Genomic DNA, 20,464 nt, shown 5'->3' on the forward strand with positions numbered 1-20,464 from the left:
TCATTCATTGTCGATTTCTCAGGATTCAGGCGTTTCATCTTCCTTATTAAGAATCTCTTGCATTTCCTTTAAGAAAACACCCATGTCTTTAAATTGACGGTAAACACTGGCAAAACGAATATAAGCAATCTCATCCAAGTTAACCAAATCTTCCATCACATATTCACCAATTTTTGTAGTTGAGACTTCATTTTCCCCAAGTCCACGAACCTTATTTTCTACTTGATCCACGATTTGTTCCATTTGTTCCATCGATACTGGACGCTTTTCAGCCGAACGGATTAACCCTCTTAAAATTTTATCTCGATTAAATTCTTCACGTCCACCATTTTTCTTAATCACCAATAATGGTGCTGCTTCTATTCGTTCAAATGTGGTAAAACGAAACCCACAGGATTCACATTCTCTTCTTCTTCTTATGGCACGGCCATCATCAGCAGGTCGACTATCGACGACACGAGACCCGTTGTATTGACACTTTGGACACTGCATGTTTTTTCACCTCGTGTATTCTATCTATTTTAAGTTACTAATAATCACTATATTACAGTTATTATAACATGAAAAGCAGTCAATGGTATAGTCCTTATACCCTGATAAATAAAGAAAGAAAGAACACCTTGGTATTTTTCCAGATGTTCTTTCTTTTAGTTGTTTAATCTAGTTGCAAGTTGCCATCCATTTATCTAACTGCTCCTCTGTTTCCGCAACAGTCCCTGAATTGTCAATTAAGATATCCGCCAAGTGTCGTTTCTCTTCAATTGGCAGCTGACTGGCGATTCGTTTTCTAGCCTCAGCTTCAGACAACTGATCACGAGCCATTAGCCGTTCCAACTGTATTTTTTCCGGCACGTAAACCACCATCACCTGATTGACCCGCCGATCATAGTGAGCCTCGTACATTAGCGGCACATCTACTACCACTAATGGAATTTTTTGGACCACCCATTTTTTAATCTCACCTGAGATAGCTTCCGCCAATTCTTCACTTAAAAGCTGATTCAACAATTGGCGTTTAAGCTCATCCGAAAAAACAATGTTCCCAAGTTTTTTTCGATTTAAGTGACCCTCTTCTGTCAGGATACCATCGCCAAAATGAAGACGAATTTTCTCCAAACCAACCGTTCCCGGTTCAACTACTTCCCGGGCGATAATATCTGAATCAACAATTGGAATGGCCCGCCTTTTGAAATAATTGGCAACGGTCGTCTTTCCAGTGGCAATCCCACCAGTTAAGCCTAGTATAAAGGTCATCTCTTAATCCCTCATCTTTCGTTGGCGCAATTTCTGACAAGTCGGACAATAATGGGTGCCACGCTGGGCCACCTTCGTTTTGATAATCCCTGTGCCACAACGGGGACAAGGAACTCCTGTTTGACCATAAACATTGAGGGAGACCTGAAATTTCCCAGCTTCTCCCAAGGCGTTCTTATAGGTCCGAATAGTCGTCCCTCCAGCTTCAACTGCCCGTCCCAAAACATCGATAATCGCTTGGTAGAGTGCTTCCACTTCTTTCCGCAACAACGTTCCTGCAGGTTGCTCAGGATGGATTCGGGCTTCATAGAGGGCTTCATCTACATAAATATTGCCTAAACCCGTTACCAGTTTTTGATCCAACAACAGTGGCTTAATCGCTTTACTAGATCTTTTTAAGCCGGCACTAAAAGCCTTCAAAAAAAAGGTTTCTGGCACAGGCTCTGGGCCTAGTTTCAAAATGCCACTGTATTCACTGGCAAGCCCTTTAGGTAACAGGGTCATCCGGCCAAACTTACGCACATCTAAATATCGCAATTGAGTGCCATCGGTAAAATCAAACATCACATGGGTGTGTTTGGCAACCTCGTCCTCTTGCTGATGGAATTCGTATTTTCCCTCCATTCGCAGATGGGACACCATCTCATAATGACTCAATTCAAAAATCAGAAATTTACCACGACGATTAATAGCACCGACTTTCTCGCCAATTAAATTGACTTTAAACAACTCTACTTCTGGACTTTCAATAATCCTTGGCCAAAAAACATGAACTTGACTAATTTCTTTGCCAAGGATTAACTGCTCCAATCCAGTGCGAACTGCTTCTACTTCTGGTAACTCTGGCATACCGATTACCTCCTATGTGAAAAGTTCTCGTAAAAAGAAGCTGAGATAAAGGTTAGTGACCCTTTATCTCAACGTCTTTGTAAGGACAACTTTTTAAGACTTATTTGGCTTCATACCAAGTGTCGCCATAACTGCTATCGGCTTTAAGTGGCACACTTAATTCTACCGCATTTTCCATGACTTCTCTAACAAGTTGCTCTAATTTCGGAATTTCTTCTTTCGGTGCTTCGAAAACTAGCTCATCATGAACTTGCAACAACATAGTTGCTTCCAAGTTTTCTTCTTTCAACCGTTTAGCCATTTTAATCATGGCAATTTTCAAGATATCAGCAGCACTTCCTTGAATCGGTGTATTGATTGCCGTTCTTTCAGCGAATGTCCGCAAGTTAAAGTTACGAGCATTGATGTCCGGCAAATAGCGACGACGGTGCCATAAGGTTTCCACGTACCCTTTATCCTTTGCATCACGAACAATCGTTTCCATGTACGTTTTAATATCAGGATACTTCTCAAAATAAGTATCGATAAATTGTTGTGCTTCTTTGCGGGAAATCCCCAGATTTTGTGATAAACCATAATCACTGATGCCGTAAACAATTCCAAAGTTAACTGCCTTCGCTTGACGACGGATATTTCCTGTCACTTCCTCTTCAGAAGGGATTCCAAAGACCCGCATGGCTGTACTGGCATGGATATCCTGCCCTTCAATAAAGGCCTCACGCATATGTTGATCGTTGGCAATGTCTGCCAAAACACGCAGTTCAATCTGAGAATAATCCGATGAAAAAATTTGCCAGTCTTTTTTGCGAGGGACAAAGGCTTGACGAATCTTGCGTCCTTCTTCCAAGCGAATCGGAATATTTTGTAAGTTAGGGTCCACTGAACTTAAACGACCAGTCTGTGTCAACGTCTGCACATAGCGAGTGTGAATCTTGCCATCTGGTTGAATGACTTTTAACAGACCTTCCACATAAGTGGATTGAATTTTTGCAATTTGACGATATTCTAAAATATGCTCCACGATTGGTGCCTGGTCCTTTAACTGCTCTAGCACATCAACCGCCGTTGAATAACCTGTTTTAGTCTTTTTAATCACTGGTAATTGCATCTTCTCAAAGAGAATAACCCCTAGTTGCTTCGGTGAATTAATGTTAAATTCCTCTTCGGCTAATTCATAAATCCGCTCTTCAATGCCTTTAAGCTGGACAGCAAACTCCTGTTTCATCTCTTGTAATCGTTGGGCATTGACCGTGATGCCTTCGATTTCCATTTCTCCCAGAACATGAGACAAGGGCAATTCCATCTCGTAAAACAAATCATGTTGTTCTTTTTCAACTAACAACTGATCCAACTTTGGTTGCAAACTTACCAAAGCTTTGACTTTGCGAGCCAAATGTTTAAATAACAAGTTCTCTTCTGGTAACCCTTTTTTAGCGCCCTTACCATAGACACTTTCATCTGTGTCAATATCGTAATAATCATAATTAAAAGCTACTTCTGCCAAATCTTCACTCTTATCATTGGTATCAATTAAATACGAAGCTAACAACACATCAAAACTAACCCCTTTTAAATCAATATCATAACGTTTCAGCCCTACTTGATTGGCTTTGGCATCGTATACTACTTTTGTCAGATTTTCATCGTCCAACCACTCTTTAAATGATTCTTGCTGTAACACATCATCGCCATAGGACACATATAATTTATCAGCATTCCCCCAAGCCACACCGGAGATATCAGCCGTGTGATAATTAGGTTCAAGCATCTCGACATAGAGACTCATATTGTCGCTAAACATACTCGTTTTAGCTTCTGTTACCACTTCATAAGTCACTTCAGCTAACGGCTCGCTAGAAGAGGTTAAACCAGAAGTATCCAATTTGTTTAACTGCTGCTTAAATTCCATTTCGCGGTAAAAAGGAACCAACTTATCAATATCTTTACCACTATATGCCAGTTTCTCAACATCCACATCAATCGGTGCATCCACATCAATGGTTGCTAGTTTTTTACTCAGAAAAGCTTGCTCTTTATCATTGATCAAGTTTTCCTTCATTTTGCTTGGTTTCAACTCGTCAATGTGCTCATAGAGACCTTCAACCGATCCATATTCCATTAACAATTTAATCGCAGTTTTTTCACCAACGCGAGTAACACCTGGAATATTATCGGAATTATCACCAGCCAGTCCCTTCATATCAATAATTTGTAAAGGCTCCAAGCCGTATTTTTCTTTAATAAATTCAGGAGTATAGGTCGTTAACTCACTAACGCCTTTAGTTGTCACTTCCACTCGAATGTTAGGATCAGCTAACTGCGTTAAATCCTTATCTCCAGAGATAACCACGACTTCAAAGTCATCTGCACCCACACGGCGAGCCAAGGTGCCAATAATATCATCTGCCTCATAATCTGCCAACTCATAGTGTTGAATACCAAATGCCTCGATTAGTTCGCGAATATAAGGCATTTGCTCTTTAAACTCACCTGGTGTTTTAGCACGACCAGCTTTGTACTCATCAAAAAAGGCGTGACGAAAGGTCGTTTTCCCCGCATCAAAAGCGATTAAAACATGGCTCGGCTCTTCCTTTTGCATGATATTATCCAACATATTGTTAAAAAATAAAATCGCGTTGGTATGCAACCCACTTTTAGTTTTAAAAGATTCAAAATTTTGAATCGCATAGAATGCTCTAAAAGCCACACTATTGCCATCAATCAGTAACAGTTTATTTTTTGACATAACATTTCTCCATTCTTAACACTCTTCTCCATTTTACCAAAAAACAGACTGGTTTGCGAAGTTAAGTGACTGAAAATAAATTTTCTTTTAAGCAGCACAATACGTTTTCACTCCTGACCCTTGTCAAAATACCCTTGCCCCACAATGATAAACGCTTTTCACTCGTAACAATCACTGAATTAGTCATGAGACTTCGGAATCCGGAAACTCACGCCATAACATTTTCTTACCTACAAAAAAAACTTCCTCCTTAGATTAGGCCTAGGAGGAAGTTTCAATGGATTTAATTAATCTCTACCAAAAATACGTAAGAAAGCTAATAACAAGTTGATAAAGTTCAAGTATAATTGTAACGCACAGAAAACAGCCATTCCTTTTAATTCTGGTGCATCACCAAATTGATTGTAAATAGCTTTGATTCGTTGGTGATCGTAGGCCGTTAGTCCTGCAAATACAAAGACTGTTACGATTGAGATGAACAGCATTAATGGCTCACTTCTTAAAAAGAGACCATTTACCAATAGCACCACAATCACACCAATTAAGGCGACTCTCATTGCCTGCCCCATAGCACTTAAATTCTTTTTCGTGCGTGCTCCAAATACTGCCATCACACCAAACGTTGCAGACGCAGCAACGAAAGCACTCGTAATTGCTTCACCACTGTACATAGCCAAAGTAAAACTCATCACTACCCCATTCAAAAGAGCATACGCAATAAATCCGCCTAAAGCTAATGAAGGGTTTTTAACTGCTTTAGCACTTAAAAAAACCACTAAAGCAATTTGGGCTACCCATAAAATAATTAGCCCAAAAGGATTATTCTGCATAAATTGGTTAGCCTGTTCCGCAAACACATTTAGCACTAAATAGGCTGAAACAGCGCTAAGTGCAATCCCAATTCCTAAATAAGCATAAATCTTTGAGAAAAAAGCGGCCAAACCTGCATCTGACCTTTGCGATACCTGATTGTATTGATTTTGTTCCATAATTATTGCTCCTTGCTTTCTTCTATTTTCGCCAATGGCGGTTTAACCATCACAACAGCATCTAACACGCGATCACCAACTCCGTTAATCGCTTCAACTGAAATAGTGGCGACATCTTTCATTTTATCGACTTTAATTACTTCAAAGTCAAAAGTTAATGTTTCATAATGATACACTGGTTCAATAAAGTTAATCGAAAAATTGACAACATGAGACCCTGGACCAGGCAAATGCTTAGACACCGCACTAGTGATAATCCCAATCAACATAGCGGATGGCACAATCGGTTTCTGATACTCCGTGGTTTTTGCATAATCATGTTGAATATAGAGTGGGTTCGCATCGTTGGTTAACCCCAGATATAACAACAATCGATCGTCCTCAATCGACTCCGTTACACTTAAAGACTGCCCCTCTTCAATATCCTCTATTGTCTTGCCTATTTTTCTCGGCTTTCCAATCATTTTAAAACAGACACCTCCATCTTTTATGTTCTAATTGTACCAAAAAAGACAAAAATCGCAAGTTTTCAATTCCTTTCGTGAAAAATACTTGCCACCTCTCTCTTTTTTAACAAGAACCACAGACCAAAGCAACTGGCGCTTTATCAATAGCCTAAAGAGAAGACTGGTTTCCCACTCTCCTCTTTAGAACTATCTTCAATCGTTTTACATTTTGTTACGACGTGTCGTACCTAAGAGGTTTTCATAGGCGTGTTGGAATTTTTGGACATCACCGGCACCCATAAATATGATGACCGCATTGTGGAAATCCAATAACGGCGATACATTGTCTTCTTTAACCACAGTTCCACCCTTAGTAATTTTATTACCTAAATCCTCAATTCGAACTTCCCCTTGTTGCTCACGGGCTGAACCAAAAATATCGCATAAATAAACTTCATCTGCTGTATCTAAAGCTTCGGCAAACTCATCTAAAAGAGCAACTGTTCTAGTAAAAGTATGAGGTTGGAAGACGGCAATGACTTCTTTATCTGGATACTTTTGTCGGGCACCATCGATTGTTACAGTAATTTCTGCCGGATGATGGGCATAATCATCTACAATAATCATGTCACTCACTTTTTTCTCACTAAAACGTCGCTTAACGCCACCAAAGGTTAACATTTCTTCGGCTACGCGCTTCATATCTAACTGCTCTAAATACGCAATGGCGATAACCCCTAATGCATTATACACATTGTGCATGCCATAAGTTGGAACAGCGAACTTCCCAATACTTTCCCCTTGATGAAAGACTTCAAATCTAGAACCTAAGGTATCACGCTCAATATTTTTCGCTTGGAAATCATCATTATCGTTAATGCCATAATAATAAACAGGCACATCCGTATCCAATTTGCGCAAGTACTCATCGTCACCAAAAACAACTAGTCCTTTTGTGACCTGAGTTGAGAAAGTTTGAAAGGCATCAAAAACATCGTCAATGCTCTTGTAATAATCAGGATGATCAAAATCAACATTGGTAATGATCGCATAATCGGGGGCATAGGCTAAAAAGTGACGACGGTATTCGCAAGCTTCAAAACTAAAGAATCTCGCGCCTGAGACACCATGCCCCGTACCGTCACCGATTAGGTAGCTTGTGGGTTCAATGCCGCTTAAAACGTGTGACAACAACCCTGTGGTACTAGTCTTACCATGTGAACCTGTCACAGCAATACTAGTAAAGTTTTTAATAAAGTCGCCAATAAAGCGATGGTAACGAATAACTTGCAAACCTTTTTTTAACGCCTCCTGTATTTCGCGGTGACTGTCGGGGAAGGCATTTCCAGCAATGATAATCATGCCGTCTTTTATATTATTTTCATCAAATGGTAAGATTGTCACATTCGCTTTTTCTAATTCACGTTGTGTAAACGTGTACTGCTCAATGTCTGACCCTTGAACACGGTAACCTTTTTCATGTAGTACTAATGCTAGGGCACTCATGCCAGCACCTTTAATTCCGACAAAGTGATACAATGGTTTTTCTTGATTTTGCATGAAAATCCTCTTTTCTAATGTTTAAACTTTTATGTTAGGTTGGTGGTTAATTTAATTGTAGTATTTCGACTTCTAACGTTTCCTTTGTTTTTATACCGATTACCATTATGATACATTCTGGCTGATAATTCAACCAAAAAAACTTTCACTGAGCTTAAACAGTGAAAGCTTAATAATTAATCAAAGTACTTATTGGCTATTGACTGTGACGTTTCTTCTTCCATGATCCCCGATAACGACTTTTCCAAACGAGTGTTTTTACCTGTTTGATCAGGTTGTTCCTTCTTTTTTCGAGTAATAGCAGGAATCGTTTCATCATTCTTTGAGCCCTTTTTCATCTGTTTGAACTCTCGACGTGTAAAAGGAATAGTCGTTTCTTCTTCACGAACTTCAAATTCACTGATTTCACGTTTTTCAATTTCATCATATTGGAATGATCGGTCCTCATTATCCTCTAAAATCAAATAACTAGCTTTTGGTTTCTTCATCCGATCAATAATCTCTTTTTTACTGTAGGCAGGTTCGACACCTTCTGGCACGATCGAGGCTGGGATGTGTTTTGGGACAAAATAAGAGCGCCCTTTGTATTTACCTGGTTGTGCGTTACTACTGGCCCGCTGATCCAATTTTTTTTCACGCGTCAGTTTCTTTTCCAGACTAGCCCGATGATCGCTATAAAAGACTGGCTTTTTAACTTCAACAACGGATTCCTCCATCGGCGGTCCCTGATAAGAGAAATCCGGACGCTTTTCTCTTTTTAAAGGCTCAGCTTTAGCCGGCACATAGGGTTCAGGCATTACTGGTTCCGCAGCTTCCTGCTGGAATCGCGCCTCAGATGCCTCAGGCTCATCTGCCACCGTTTGGTTTTCAGAAAATGGGGTTTTGAACTCATCACTAAATAAATCTCGGCCACTTGATTTTGGTAGCTTGACGCCTTCCTTGTCATCAAAAGCCGGAAATCTAAAATTTTTACGTTTATCTGCAAATTCCATTAATCATCAGTCCTTTAACGTTCTGTCTTCTACAGTGTAGCATATTTTTTTAAGATAAAAAACACTTCTGTTCCTTTTTAGTGGAAAGTTATGGTAATCTATTAGTGAAACGTAAAATAAATTCGTTGAGAAAAACCCCTAAGAAAACCATAACTGAAGGTTCAATCCACGAATTAACGAATAGAACGGATGACTAACATGTATAAATTAATCGTCAGCGATTTGGATGAAACCCTTATCGACAGCCACGGAAATGTGTCACAAGAAAATTTAACGGCTATAAAAAAAGCGCAAGATTTAGGTATTAAATTCGTGCCTGCCACTGGCCGTAGTTTTAATGACTTTCAGCATATTTTAAAGTTGACAAATGTTCATGATTTGGAAAATCAGTACTCTATTTCTTACAATGGCGGCGTAATCACCGAAAATAAACGCAACCGGCTCATCACCACCACGGCCCTACCTTTTGAGTTAGTTCAACATATTTTCGACCTTGGCGTTAAACACGACGTTTTGATTCACCTGTTCACTTTAAAGGACATTCATACGCTCAACATGAATTCGGATGAACACGACTATCTTGATGGACACATCGTTTTAACATTATTAGACAAACCCGATATCAGCCATTTAGCTGATTCCCCGATATTAAAAATTAATTTTCAACATTTAAATTTAGCCTTTTTAAAAGAGATTGAAATGAGCCTATCTCCCCAAATTAGTGAGAGTCTGGACATTAATTATTCCTCAAACCGCTACTTGGAATTTAACCCTCACGGCGTCAATAAAGGCAATGCCTTACGCCAATTGATGAGAATCCTAGACGTGTCACCAGAAGAAGTCCTTGCCATCGGTGACAATATGAATGACCGCACTATGATTCAGTTGGCAGGCTTAGGTGTTGCCGTGGCCAATGCCGTGCCTGAATTAAAAGAAAAGGCCAACTACCAGTGTCAAAATGATCATAATCACCACGCTGTTGCCGAAGCAATCGAACGCTTTATCCTCTAAGTTAAACCACCTCTTGAGAGTCTCAAGAGGTGGTTTATTGGTTTATTCTATTTCGTCGCCCTCAACTAATTCCGCTTCACCTAACAACTTATCATAGCCGATTCGCGGACTACCATCGTCTAAAAACAATCGCCCTGTATTGCGATACCCAGTTTTGGTTAACATATAACGCATGCCATCATTTGACTCGTGAGTGTCCGTTCGAATTACCTGACGACCAAGGTCTAACGTCACCTCTTCTACATATGCCAATAATTTCAGCGACGTGCCTCGACCTTGATAATCATTGTTAATAGCCAAACGATGGATGACCGTATAAGGTTCCTGACTATTCCAAGCGCCTCCAAGCAATGAGTCATAGCTGGTTTCAGGATTTAAACTAAGAACAATCACCCCTAAAATCAACTCTTTTTCCACCGCAACATAACATTGTTTTAAAGCGATGTCCTGTCTAATTTCAGGAATTCCAGGATAATCTCCCTGCCATTGATCAATCTTCTGTTCTCTAAAAAACGCTTTTGTCTGCGTCAAAATCGTCAAAATCTCTAACACATCTGCTTCTTCAGCCAGTCTAAAATCCATCTTTTCAGCCCCTATTTGTAAAGCTTTTGCGATGGCTTAAGGCCCCTCGCAAAAACTAGACTATTTAATATCTTCCCCTATTATACCTAAATTACTGCAAAAATAAAAACCTCTGTTTCACGTTAAAACAGAGATTTCCATTCCTAAAACGATGCTAGCCAGTTAGCCACTTCTTCAATAGCATCTGGTATACCAGCGGGATTTTTACCACCAGCTTGAGCCATATCTGGACGACCACCACCGCCACCGCCAACTTTTGGTGCAATAGCTTTGATTAAATCCCCAGCTTTAAGCCCCTTATCATTTGCGGCTTGAGACATTGCCACTAATAAGTTAGCTTTTTCGCCTTGAGAAGTACCTAATACCAAGATATCCGACAGATTCTTTTGTTTCCACTGATCGGCTAATTGACGCAATTGATTCATGTCTTTGACAGAGACTTGTGCGGCAATATAACTGGTTCCATTAACTTCTTCCACGTCTTTAAAGATATCACCCGCTTGCTGATTTGCTAGTTTCGCGTTCAAGCTCTCATTTTCTTTTTGCAATTCTTTTATTTGCTTTTGCAGTTGTTCAACTTTGCTAGAAACTTCTTTCAGTTGAGGTGTTTTCACTAAGGTTGCCACGCCTTTCAGCATGTCTTCCTCACCTTTTAATAATTCGTATGCCTCTTGACTGGTTACCGCTTCGATACGACGAACCCCCGCCCCAATTCCTGATTCAGAAACAATCTTAAAAATACCAATATCTGACGTGTTTGAAACATGGGTTCCCCCGCATAGCTCGATGGAATAATCAGCCATTTTCACAACTCGCACATCATGACCGTATTTTTCGCCAAAGAGAGCCATTGCGCCCATGCCTTTCGCTGTATCGATATCCGTTTCAATTGTTTCAACGGGAATTCCTGACCAAATTTTTTCATTGACGATTTGCTCCATTTGAGCTAATTCTTCACTCGTCACTTGACCAAAATGAGTGAAATCAAAGCGCAAGTGAGTCGGTGTCACAAGAGAGCCGGCTTGATTAGCATGCTCACCTAACATATCTTTTAAAGCCCGGTGCAGCAAATGTGTCGCTGTGTGATTTTTTAAAATCTTATTGCGACGAGTTTGATCTACCACTAATTCATAGGTTTGACCCGTAACTAAATTCCCTAAAACTTCAACTTTGTGCAAGGGTTGACCGTTTGGCGCCTTTTGAACATCCACTACTTTCGCCACAACCTCGCCTGCCTCGGTTTTAATCAGTCCCATATCAAAGGTTTGACCACCCATTTCAGCATAAAATGGCGTTTCCTTAAAAATTAGCTGGCCGTCCCCTTTGTCTAATTCAGGAACAATCCTTTCATCGGCAATAATCACCGTTAATTCACTTCTTAAATCAGTTTGCCCATAACCATCAAAGGTACTGCTCTCTTTAATGTCTGTTAACAAAGCTGACTGCACATTCATGGATTGATCTGTATGACGGGCTGCACGAGCTCGTTCACGCTGAGCCGTCATCTCCGTTTCAAAACCTGCATGATCAACGGTTAAGCCTTCATCTTCGGCGATTTCCTCAGTTAATTCCACAGGAAAGCCAAAAGTATCATACAATTTAAAGATATCCTTGCCACTTAAGACCCTCTCATTTTTCTCTTTCATTGAAGCAATCAAATCCGTTAAGATTTGTAACCCTTCATTGATGGTTTCATGGAATCGCTCTTCTTCGGTGCGAATCACTTTTTCAATAAACGCTTGTTGCTCGGAGACTTCCGGATAATAACTTTCCATAATGTTGCCCACAACTGGCACAAGTTGATACATAAATGGCTTATCAATTCCCAGTTTTTTCCCATGCATAACAGCCCGGCGTAATAAACGGCGCAAGACATAACCACGGCCTTCATTTGATGGTAATGCCCCATCGCCAATCGCAAAGGAAACCGCACGAGTATGGTCGGCAATGACTTTAAAAGAGGTATCTGTAGCAGCATCTTGTCCATAGACTTTGCCATCGCTTAACTGAGCCGTCGCATTAATAATTGGCATGAATAAATCTGTTTCAAAATTTGTCGGTGCCTCTTGAAGAATCGACAATAAACGCTCCAAGCCCATTCCTGTATCAATGTTTTTATTCGGTAGAGGTTCATAAGTCCCTTCCAAGGTGTGGTTAAATTCAGAAAAAACCAAGTTCCAGATTTCCAAATAACGTTCATTTTCGCCACCAGCATAGTTTTCCGGATCGTCTTCCGCAACATCATTATACGCTTGACCACGATCGTAAAAAATTTCAGAATTGGGACCACAAGGGCCAGCACCGATATCCCAGAAATTATCTGCAATATCAATCACTCGTTCCGTGCTTAACCCAACTTCTTCTTCCCAAATACGACGAGCTTCTTTATCTTCAGGATAAACCGTCACATACAATTTCTCAGCATCAAAGCCAATCCATTTCTCATCGGTTAAAAATTCCCAAGCCCAGTGAATTGCTTCTTTCTTTTGATAATCTCCAATCGAGAAATTACCAAGCATTTCAAACATCGTGTGATGACGAGCAGTTTTACCAACATTTTCAATGTCATTTGTCCGAATACTTTTTTGAGCATTGACGATTCGTGGATTGTCAGGTACCACAGTTCCGTCAAAATATTTTTTCAAGGTAGCTACACCTGAATTAATCCATAATAACGTCGGGTCATTAATCGGCACAAGCGAGGCACTAGGTTCAACAGAATGAGTTTTCTCCTTAAAAAAATCTAAAAACATTTGACGCACTTGGCTACTACTTAATTTTTTCATGATTGATAATACTTCCTTTCTATTTTGAGAGCTGATAAATTGGCACAAAAAAACATCATGCAAAACAAGGACGTCGACACGCGGTACCACCTTGTTTGCAATGATGTCAATCATTACCTCTTAAGCTCGATAACGCAGAGTGGCGTGATAATTTCTTATCAAAATCCGTTAAAGGGAGCATTTTAATGTGAGACGGCTTTTTTTTCAGCAAATAAAAAGCTCTCTAATCGTCACCCGTCACTAAAACATATCCTTTTCCATCTCAAAGTATAATAAACCTACGACCAAAAGTCAATTTTAATCGCAGAAAAATGGATTATTATCGCCCAACCTAGTAAGATGTAGTAAACTATAGATACTACCAACAGGAGGCGATAACGATGATTCATTCCCAAGACATTACTGATTACATTCACAACTACCCGGCGGACATTCAGGATATTCTAACAAAAACTAGAGAAACAATCCAAGCCGCCGCCCCTGACAGCGTTGAAAAGATCAGTTATCAAATGCCAACTTATTACTTAAATGGCAATTTGGTCCATTTTGCCGCGGCAAAAAAACATTTGGGCTTTTACCCAACCCCCAGTGCCATCAGCGAATTTTCAGAGGACTTAGCCCCATACAAAACCTCTAAAGGTGCGGTACAATTCCCTTACGCCAAAGAAATCCCTTATGACTTGATTTCTAAAATGGTCACCTTTCGAGTCAAGGAAAATACCGCCAGTTCCCACTAAAATAAGCCCTCCACTATTAGTCGGAGGGCTTATTTTAGTTAGGATCAATCACGATGCTTTTGCGATAATGATAAAACCGTGGATCCAATTTTTCGTTCACCTTAAATTGATACTTTGGCTGATAGTAACTGGAAAAAGGTAAAATTTGTTCAATTAAATGGCGCCCTTTCATCGAATGAATGTCTAGCTTCACCGTGTCGTTATTATCGGTTAATTCATAATGTACCAATTCATCAGGCTGTACCAAACCAAACATATTTTCACGACCGACTTTTTTTAAAGCAGATTCAAAGGGGTGAGTGGTATCTAATTTAATCTCATTTCCCCAACGGAATAAACGACGAGTCCCACCTCCTACCGCAAATTCCCAGGCATCTTCAGATAATAACTGAAAACCCACCCGGTGTAGCGCTAACCACAATTCACCGTAATTACAATCCTGATGGTCGTAGACATGGTAATGGTCTGGATCGTCACGTCGCTGCTCCAAATAATACTGGTCGACTTTAAAAAGGCTAACAGGATAGGTCCATGCCAGACTATCAGCTAAAGACAGCTCCGGATTAAACGTACGGGATACAGCTTCTTGATGCGGTTTAAAAAAAGCCTCATCTCCAACAAAACTTCCTGACACCACATTATAGGAACCTCTTAAATTAGTGCCAACTGGTTGACTGCTTTTGGCAACAATCATTGGCGGAATGTCAACTTTCCGTAACGGACTGGTCCCTTGATTAATATAACGATCAATATCTTCTAAGAACCTAAAGTCATAAGACTCACCCTCATAATCAATCGACGCTCCCAACGACGATAAGTCAGCAGCTGTTAAAGGCGTCCCATACGTTTGGCTCATACCCTTGGATCCATTCAATTCCTTCAGTAAGTCCTGACTTTTGAGCCCTTGGCTACCGAAATCCCAACCTAAAATGACTTCTTTTTGACCAGGAATAAAGACGAACATTTCGCCATTGATCATCAATTCAAAGGTTCGGCATTTCATGCCACACATGTCAAAGGTCACTAATCGCTGCCAATCAAGAGACAGCCGCGGGTTCAAAAAAAACTTAATGACTCCCGCGAATAACTCAGTCTTTTCCTCGTCAGTCAATTGCTTCCAATTATGTACCTGCAAACAGTCATAAAACTCCATTACCATGAGCTCCTTCTTACTTCATGTATTTGTCTAAAAACTGGCTAACCACATTTCGATACCCTTCACGGTCGTCTTTAAAACTCGTTCCATGTTTTGCCCCTTTGACCACATACTTCTCTTTCGGTCCCTGGGTAGCTTCATAATTTTTAGCCAACATCTCAAAAGGCACAAACTTGTCTGCGTCCCCGTGAATAAATAGCATTGGCAAGGTATTTTTTTTCAACTGATCAATTGAGCTGGCTTCATTGAAATTATACCCCGCTTTAATGCCTGAGTAGACTGAAGTCAATGGGACCAGGGGAAAACTTGGTAAGTTAAACATGTCTTTTAACTGATAAGACAATTCATTAGCCACAGTGTCATAGCCGCAGTCTTCAATGATAACTTTAACATTATCTGGCAAGTCTTCACCAGAGGTCATCATAACGGTGGCGCCCCCCATGCTAATGCCATACAACATAATGTCCACGCCATCAGGGTAGCTGTCTACCATCATTTTAATCCATTCAACATAGTCAAGACGATCAGGCCAGCCAAAGCCGATATATTCCCCTTCACTTTTACCATGAGCACGTGCATCAGGTACAAGTAAATCATAGCCCATTTCATAAAATAATTCACCAAAATCCTGCATGTGTTCAGCATCACTGCCATAACCATGGGATAGTATCGCTAATTTAGGCGTACCTTCCTGGCTTTGCTTAAAATGAGTAGCAACTAACTTTAAATCATCAAAACTTGTTTGATGCAAAGTAGTCGGTTCCTCTTTAATAAAAGCCCACTTACTAAAATCACTCCCTTGACTGCCACTTGCTTCACTGGCAGAAAGAAAATCTTTTTCTCCTCGAACAATAGCGTAGTTAAAAAGGTAATTGACACCCCAGCCTAATCCTACTATTATAGAGAGTAACGCAACAATTCCAACAATAATTCCTAATTTTTTCACCATTCGTGCTCCATTTCGTATATAATATAATTAATTATGGGATTCTTTAGTTTCAATTATAAAGGAGATTGGTATAAATGAAAACTTATTTCTCTGATGAGCCGTGGGTGCAGACCTATGCCTTTTATCTCAGAACTCTTGTGTTCGTTCAAGAAATGGGCGTTTCTCCCAGTGTTGAATTTGATCATTTGGATAATGACGACCATCCCTATTTACTGATGATGGATAACGGTATTCCGGTTGGAGCGGTCCGTTACCTACAGAAAGACGAACATACCGTTCATCCAGACAGCTTGTGTGTCTTGGAAGACTACCGCAATCGTTCGATTGGCTTTCGCTTAATGCTGATGATTGAACAAAAAGCCCTTGAGAATGGTTGCATTTTCTCAGTGATCCGTGCTCACACTTCAACGATTCCTTTCTACCATCAGTTAGGTTACAGTGTCGCTTCTGAAGAATACATTGAAGAAGGAAACTTGTATGTTGAGATGCAAAAAAGCCTAATCCCCTCTTTGGTGTGATTAGGCTTTTTTGCGTCTTATTATTTCTTGGTTTTTTTGGCTTTTTTAATCACACGCGCTTGAGAACGGCGTTCAATTCGTCGTTGCATTTTTTCTTTATCAGCAATCGCCCAATTAATTTTTTTCTTGTAGCCAGGTTTGATGTTTTTCTTTTTCTTTTTAACAAGACCAATCATTTCAGTATCTAAATTCTTTTGAGATTTATTACGTTGAGTCCGGCGATTACGGTCATAACTGTCGATAATTTCATCGCCTTTAATCTCTTTTGGAACAAATTCGATGCCGATTTTTTCAAGCTCGTTAATTGCTTTTTCATCACTTGGATCATACAAAGTAATAGCAATTCCATCTAAGCCATTACGACCCGTACGGCCCACTCGGTGAATAAAGAAATCCAGTTCATTAGGAATTTCAGCATTGATGACATGAGAGACACCTTCGATATCGATACCACGGGCTGCTAAATCCGTTGCAACAACATATTGATATTCTAAATTTTGAACCTGTTTCATGACGCGCTTACGTTCACGAGGTAAAATATCTCCATGAATTTTCGCCACTTTCAGGCCTTGATTTTTTAAATAACCAGCAATTTCATCAACACGTTGTTTGGTATTAGCAAATACAATAGCTAAATAAGGCTGACCTGTTGTTAATAATTTATGAATCAGTTCATTATTATTTTTCCCTTTAGTTGACACTAACCAGTTATCAATCGTATCAGAAATAATTGATTTAGGTTTAATGTGCTCAATAACGGGGTTAACCATGTATTTTTTCAAAAATGGTTTTAAACTCTCAGGAATTGTGGCAGAAAAAACTAACATTTGTAAGTTATTTGGCAACTTACCTGCAATCTTATCCACTTCTTCCAAGAATCCCATATCCAAGGTCATGTCTGCTTCATCCACAACAAATGCCGTGGCTGTATGAGCACCTAGACCATTTTGTTCATTCATCAAGTCTAAAATACGTCCTGGCGTCCCAATGGCAACATGAGGTTGTTGTTTTTCAAGTTTTGCTAGTTGACGTTTTTTATCTGTACCACCAACAAAACGAGAGACGCGAATCTCAACATCGCTTGCTTCTGCTAATTCCACAGCCGCCTGATAAATTTGATTGGCTAACTCACGACTTGGCGCTGTTACCAAAATTTGAACTTCATCTTTACTTGGATCAATTTTATCCATTAACGGTAATAAAAATGTATGTGTTTTTCCTGAACCAGTTTGGGACTGTCCGACGACACTCTTGCCCTTTTTAATAACTGGAATCAGTTTTTCTTGAACTTCTGTTGGTTCTACAAACCCTTTAGCTTCAAGAGCTTTTTCTAAATAAGGCTGTAAATTAAATTGTTTAAAAGAACTCAACACCTTCACCTCTTCCTCTTCTTTTGATTGTTTTGCTTCATTTTCTAGTCATCTGTTGCCTTGTTACATAAATATGGGTTATTAATTAAGTTACAGGGCGTGAATCGGCTTCTCCTACAAAAACAATCAAAATAATGTAGGGTATCCCACGCCTTCAAGGGAACCTCCCCTGCTTTCATGTAACATCATTTAAGGGATAGTCAGACCATTAAAGCACTTTTGCATTATAGCACAATTTGCCACTCATATCTAAATTTAATTCACTAAAAAGATTAAGATAGGAATAATAAACAGATAAACGACAAAAGTTAAGGCTTGAGTCGTCGTTGTAAATTCAACATCCGCTTTATATTGACGTGCCAAAATCGGCATTGAATTTTGAGCTGGCATGGCGGATTGAATAATAAAAACCTTTAACATCATCTCCGGCACCTTAATCACGAAGGATAATAAAATGACAATTATAGGCGAAATCAGATAACGTCCTAACAAAATACCAAACGTGTCTTTGTTTATTTTCAAATTGCGAATCCCTGTCTGAAACACAATTATTCCAATCACAAACATCGACAACGGTGTCGTTAAATGACTCAGATGCCGTGAAAATTTGGTCACCAAATCAATAGTAGGTAGTTCCAATAACATCCATAGCAACCCCACAATAAATCCCAACATGGCCGGTGATAGCAATAATTTCATCACTCCAAGAACATCCATCTGCACACGGTCAATGGTCGGATCTGTGCTATCACCTGAAATCAGATAGATTCCCACCGTCCAAAAAAAAGTCGTGTTACAAATGTAATAAAGCAACACATAAGGCACTGAAACTTCACCAAAGATGGCTAAATTAATTGGCAACCCCATAAAAATTGTATTGGATGCCGTAAACATGGTTTGAAAAACACCCATGCGACTTTGAGGCACCTTAGTTATTTTTGCATACAAATAACTGACACAAAAAGTGACTAATATGGAAACCATCGGCAACAACATGCCTGTAAATAAGTGCAAGAATTCAGCCTTTGTAAAGCGCTCCGTCATGTTTAAAAACATGTTAAAAGGCAAGGCAATATTTAACACTAACTTAGAAAATAGATCAATCGTCCGATTATCAAACCACTTTTTAAAGGACAACCAGTAGCCCATAAAAACCAACGCAAATACCACTAAAATATTCAAATACGACTCTAACATGTTGCCACCTTTTCTTAAAAAATAATCTCATACACATTGTATCACCTCCCAAGAAAATTGAGAAATAAAAAAAGATAGAACCAGTCATCTCTGGCTCTATCTCGACATCTTACAATGCGCCTAAATAGGTCAATGCGTACTTCAAATGATACCCACTAGCTAAAACTAGACTTCGTTCATCAATATCAAACCGCTCATGATGATGACCATATTGCGTCTCTGGATTATCTGGATTACGACTTCCTACGCGACCATACACCCCTTGAGCCACTGCAAGAAAATCGGCAAAATCGTCGGCACCCAAGCTTTGAGGATTGTTGGTAATCACATTATCAGCCCCCACCAGTTCAGCGGCCACTTGAGCAGCCAAGGCAGTCGCTTTCGGATCATTAATCAACGGAGCCGCCGCATCATACACGTCAAAATCAATAGTCGTCCGATGAGCCTCTGCTATATTTTTAGCAATTCGTTCAACAGCCTCAATCACATAGCCTCGCGTCTCGTGACTAAACGTTCTAACAGTCCCTTCAATTCGCGCTTCATTGGCAATAATGTTATAACGGGTCCCCGCATCCAGAACGCCCACTGCCACGACCGCACTTTCCAAGGGACTGACTTCACGAGCGACAATTTTTTGTAACTCAACCACAATGCTAGCCGCTGCCAAAACTGCATCGCGACCTAAATCAGGACGAGCCGCATGACCACTTTCCCCGTGAACATAAATTTTAAAAATATCACAAGAAGCGTTTGTCGGTCCAGCCGTGGCAACTAGTTGACCAACAGGGACACTTGAATCCAAATGAATTCCAAACACCTGGTCAACCCCTTCAATCAAACCAGCCTCTACAAATTGTCGTGCACCAGCGCCAATTTCTTCTGCTTGTTGAAAGGCCAGTAAGATCGTCCCATTAAACTCCCCTTGATGTTCTTTTAACAGTTTTGCCACCCCTAATAATGAAGCAGTGTGGCCATCATGGCCGCAAGCGTGATTCAGACCTTCATTTTTAGAGGCATACTCTTTGCCCGTTTCATCAGGTAATTCCAACGCGTCAATATCCGCTCGGAGAAGGATCGTCTGTCCTTCTCCGGCCCCTTCAATCGTCCCTAGGGTTCCTGTTTCGCCGACACTTACAAAGTCAATGTCGAATTCCGCTAGTTTCTCTTGAATCCATTTTTGCGTCTTGTATTCCTTTAAACTCGCTTCCGGAAATTGGTGCAAATGACGTCGCCACTCAATAATTTGAGGCTCCAACGCCTTTAATTCAGCTTGAATTGTTTCCCATTTAACTGACATCTAATTCCTCCTAATTATTCTTCTG

The 20,464-nt window shown here is 40.0% G+C and carries 18 protein-coding genes; 3 read left to right on the forward strand and 15 right to left on the reverse strand.

The features are described 5' to 3' along the window. Window positions 1–18 precede the first annotated feature (18 nt). The 8 genes from nrdR to RWN13_RS15580 form a co-directional block, all read right to left on the reverse strand. Window positions 19–492, reverse strand: a complete 474-nt coding sequence (nrdR, locus tag RWN13_RS15545) for a transcriptional regulator NrdR (RefSeq protein WP_314065464.1) — start codon at window positions 490–492, stop codon at window positions 19–21. 168 nt (window positions 493–660) lie between these two features. Then, on the reverse strand, window positions 661–1,254 hold the full coding sequence (gene coaE / locus RWN13_RS15550; protein ID WP_314065466.1) for a dephospho-CoA kinase: 594 nt from the start codon (window positions 1,252–1,254) through the stop codon (window positions 661–663). 3 nt (window positions 1,255–1,257) lie between these two features. Then, the gene (gene mutM / locus RWN13_RS15555) at window positions 1,258–2,103 is read right to left on the reverse strand and encodes a DNA-formamidopyrimidine glycosylase (protein WP_314065468.1); all 846 of its coding nucleotides are present in this window, start codon (window positions 2,101–2,103) and stop codon (window positions 1,258–1,260) included. Between the two features lie 100 nt (window positions 2,104–2,203). Beyond that, window positions 2,204–4,849, reverse strand: a complete 2,646-nt coding sequence (gene polA / locus RWN13_RS15560) for a DNA polymerase I (RefSeq protein ID WP_314065470.1) — start codon at window positions 4,847–4,849, stop codon at window positions 2,204–2,206. Between the two features lie 287 nt (window positions 4,850–5,136). Continuing rightward, window positions 5,137–5,838 carry a Bax inhibitor-1/YccA family protein gene (locus RWN13_RS15565; RefSeq protein ID WP_314065472.1) on the reverse strand — a complete coding sequence of 234 codons (702 nt, stop codon included), beginning with the start codon at window positions 5,836–5,838 and terminating at the stop codon, window positions 5,137–5,139. 2 nt (window positions 5,839–5,840) lie between these two features. Next, window positions 5,841–6,302, reverse strand: coding sequence for a MaoC/PaaZ C-terminal domain-containing protein (locus tag RWN13_RS15570; RefSeq protein WP_314065474.1), 462 nt, complete (start codon window positions 6,300–6,302; stop codon window positions 5,841–5,843). A gap of 204 nt (window positions 6,303–6,506) precedes the next feature. Next, the gene (gene murC / locus RWN13_RS15575) at window positions 6,507–7,844 is read right to left on the reverse strand and encodes a UDP-N-acetylmuramate--L-alanine ligase (protein ID WP_314065476.1); all 1,338 of its coding nucleotides are present in this window, start codon (window positions 7,842–7,844) and stop codon (window positions 6,507–6,509) included. A 176-nt stretch (window positions 7,845–8,020) separates the two neighbouring features. Continuing rightward, window positions 8,021–8,836: a hypothetical protein gene (locus tag RWN13_RS15580; protein WP_314065478.1), complete on the reverse strand. Its 816-nt coding sequence runs from the start codon at window positions 8,834–8,836 to the stop codon at window positions 8,021–8,023. A 198-nt stretch (window positions 8,837–9,034) separates the two neighbouring features. On the opposite strand from RWN13_RS15580, the gene RWN13_RS15585 reads away from it, so the two are divergent. Continuing rightward, the gene (locus RWN13_RS15585) at window positions 9,035–9,847 is read left to right on the forward strand and encodes a Cof-type HAD-IIB family hydrolase (protein ID WP_314065480.1); all 813 of its coding nucleotides are present in this window, start codon (window positions 9,035–9,037) and stop codon (window positions 9,845–9,847) included. Window positions 9,848–9,889: 42 nt separating this feature from the next. Here RWN13_RS15585 and RWN13_RS15590 read toward each other — a convergent pair whose 3' ends face one another. Both RWN13_RS15590 and alaS read right to left on the reverse strand, forming a co-directional pair. Continuing rightward, window positions 9,890–10,429 (reverse strand): GNAT family N-acetyltransferase, encoded by a 540-nt coding sequence (locus RWN13_RS15590; protein ID WP_314065481.1) that lies wholly within the window; start codon window positions 10,427–10,429, stop codon window positions 9,890–9,892. Window positions 10,430–10,572: 143 nt separating this feature from the next. Continuing rightward, window positions 10,573–13,215, reverse strand: a complete 2,643-nt coding sequence (alaS, locus tag RWN13_RS15595) for an alanine--tRNA ligase (protein ID WP_314065484.1) — start codon at window positions 13,213–13,215, stop codon at window positions 10,573–10,575. A gap of 380 nt (window positions 13,216–13,595) precedes the next feature. On the opposite strand from alaS, the gene RWN13_RS15600 reads away from it, so the two are divergent. After that, entirely contained in the window at window positions 13,596–13,952 is a 357-nt protein-coding gene (locus RWN13_RS15600; protein ID WP_314065486.1) for a DUF1801 domain-containing protein, read from the forward strand. Window positions 13,953–13,986: 34 nt separating this feature from the next. Here RWN13_RS15600 and RWN13_RS15605 read toward each other — a convergent pair whose 3' ends face one another. Beyond that, window positions 13,987–15,105 carry a hypothetical protein gene (locus tag RWN13_RS15605; RefSeq protein WP_314065488.1) on the reverse strand — a complete coding sequence of 373 codons (1,119 nt, stop codon included), beginning with the start codon at window positions 15,103–15,105 and terminating at the stop codon, window positions 13,987–13,989. Window positions 15,106–15,121: 16 nt separating this feature from the next. Next, window positions 15,122–16,057 carry an alpha/beta hydrolase gene (locus RWN13_RS15610; RefSeq protein WP_314065490.1) on the reverse strand — a complete coding sequence of 312 codons (936 nt, stop codon included), beginning with the start codon at window positions 16,055–16,057 and terminating at the stop codon, window positions 15,122–15,124. Window positions 16,058–16,131: 74 nt separating this feature from the next. Here RWN13_RS15610 and RWN13_RS15615 point away from each other — a divergent pair, with 74 nt between their 5' ends. Further along, window positions 16,132–16,575, forward strand: a complete 444-nt coding sequence (locus tag RWN13_RS15615) for a GNAT family N-acetyltransferase (protein ID WP_314065492.1) — start codon at window positions 16,132–16,134, stop codon at window positions 16,573–16,575. 20 nt (window positions 16,576–16,595) lie between these two features. Here the strand turns inward: RWN13_RS15615 and RWN13_RS15620 are convergent, their stop codons facing one another. From RWN13_RS15620 to RWN13_RS15630, 3 genes are all read right to left on the reverse strand, one after another. Beyond that, window positions 16,596–17,945 carry a DEAD/DEAH box helicase gene (locus tag RWN13_RS15620; RefSeq protein ID WP_314065494.1) on the reverse strand — a complete coding sequence of 450 codons (1,350 nt, stop codon included), beginning with the start codon at window positions 17,943–17,945 and terminating at the stop codon, window positions 16,596–16,598. A gap of 255 nt (window positions 17,946–18,200) precedes the next feature. After that, complete coding sequence (locus RWN13_RS15625; protein WP_314065496.1) at window positions 18,201–19,142, reverse strand: AEC family transporter; 942 nt, start codon at window positions 19,140–19,142, stop codon at window positions 18,201–18,203. A 109-nt stretch (window positions 19,143–19,251) separates the two neighbouring features. Then, a complete protein-coding gene (locus RWN13_RS15630; protein WP_314065497.1) occupies window positions 19,252–20,439 on the reverse strand; it encodes an amidohydrolase in 1,188 nt (395 codons plus the stop codon). Window positions 20,440–20,464: the final 25 nt, after the last annotated feature.

Source organism: uncultured Vagococcus sp. (assembly GCF_963518325.1).
Lineage (GTDB): Bacteria > Bacillota > Bacilli > Lactobacillales > Vagococcaceae > Vagococcus_D.

What these genes read in the sequence shown, in the direction of transcription:
- RWN13_RS15610 (WP_314065490.1), bottom strand. Translation starts at nt 16,057, where the DNA reads ATGGTGAAAAAATTAGGAATTATTGTTGGAATTGTTGCGTTACTCTCT.
- RWN13_RS15580 (WP_314065478.1), bottom strand. Translation starts at nt 8,836, where the DNA reads ATGGAATTTGCAGATAAACGTAAAAATTTTAGATTTCCGGCTTTTGAT.
- coaE (WP_314065466.1), bottom strand. Translation starts at nt 1,254, where the DNA reads ATGACCTTTATACTAGGCTTAACTGGTGGGATTGCCACTGGAAAGACG.
- RWN13_RS15565 (WP_314065472.1), bottom strand. Translation starts at nt 5,838, where the DNA reads ATGGAACAAAATCAATACAATCAGGTATCGCAAAGGTCAGATGCAGGT.
- RWN13_RS15630 (WP_314065497.1), bottom strand. Translation starts at nt 20,439, where the DNA reads ATGTCAGTTAAATGGGAAACAATTCAAGCTGAATTAAAGGCGTTGGAG.
- RWN13_RS15625 (WP_314065496.1), bottom strand. Translation starts at nt 19,142, where the DNA reads ATGTTAGAGTCGTATTTGAATATTTTAGTGGTATTTGCGTTGGTTTTT.
- RWN13_RS15585 (WP_314065480.1), top strand. Translation starts at nt 9,035, where the DNA reads ATGTATAAATTAATCGTCAGCGATTTGGATGAAACCCTTATCGACAGC.
- polA (WP_314065470.1), bottom strand. Translation starts at nt 4,849, where the DNA reads ATGTCAAAAAATAAACTGTTACTGATTGATGGCAATAGTGTGGCTTTT.
- mutM (WP_314065468.1), bottom strand. Translation starts at nt 2,103, where the DNA reads ATGCCAGAGTTACCAGAAGTAGAAGCAGTTCGCACTGGATTGGAGCAG.
- RWN13_RS15570 (WP_314065474.1), bottom strand. Translation starts at nt 6,302, where the DNA reads ATGATTGGAAAGCCGAGAAAAATAGGCAAGACAATAGAGGATATTGAA.
- nrdR (WP_314065464.1), bottom strand. Translation starts at nt 492, where the DNA reads ATGCAGTGTCCAAAGTGTCAATACAACGGGTCTCGTGTCGTCGATAGT.
- RWN13_RS15590 (WP_314065481.1), bottom strand. Translation starts at nt 10,429, where the DNA reads ATGGATTTTAGACTGGCTGAAGAAGCAGATGTGTTAGAGATTTTGACG.
- RWN13_RS15600 (WP_314065486.1), top strand. Translation starts at nt 13,596, where the DNA reads ATGATTCATTCCCAAGACATTACTGATTACATTCACAACTACCCGGCG.
- RWN13_RS15615 (WP_314065492.1), top strand. Translation starts at nt 16,132, where the DNA reads ATGAAAACTTATTTCTCTGATGAGCCGTGGGTGCAGACCTATGCCTTT.
- RWN13_RS15605 (WP_314065488.1), bottom strand. Translation starts at nt 15,105, where the DNA reads ATGGAGTTTTATGACTGTTTGCAGGTACATAATTGGAAGCAATTGACT.
- alaS (WP_314065484.1), bottom strand. Translation starts at nt 13,215, where the DNA reads ATGAAAAAATTAAGTAGTAGCCAAGTGCGTCAAATGTTTTTAGATTTT.
- murC (WP_314065476.1), bottom strand. Translation starts at nt 7,844, where the DNA reads ATGCAAAATCAAGAAAAACCATTGTATCACTTTGTCGGAATTAAAGGT.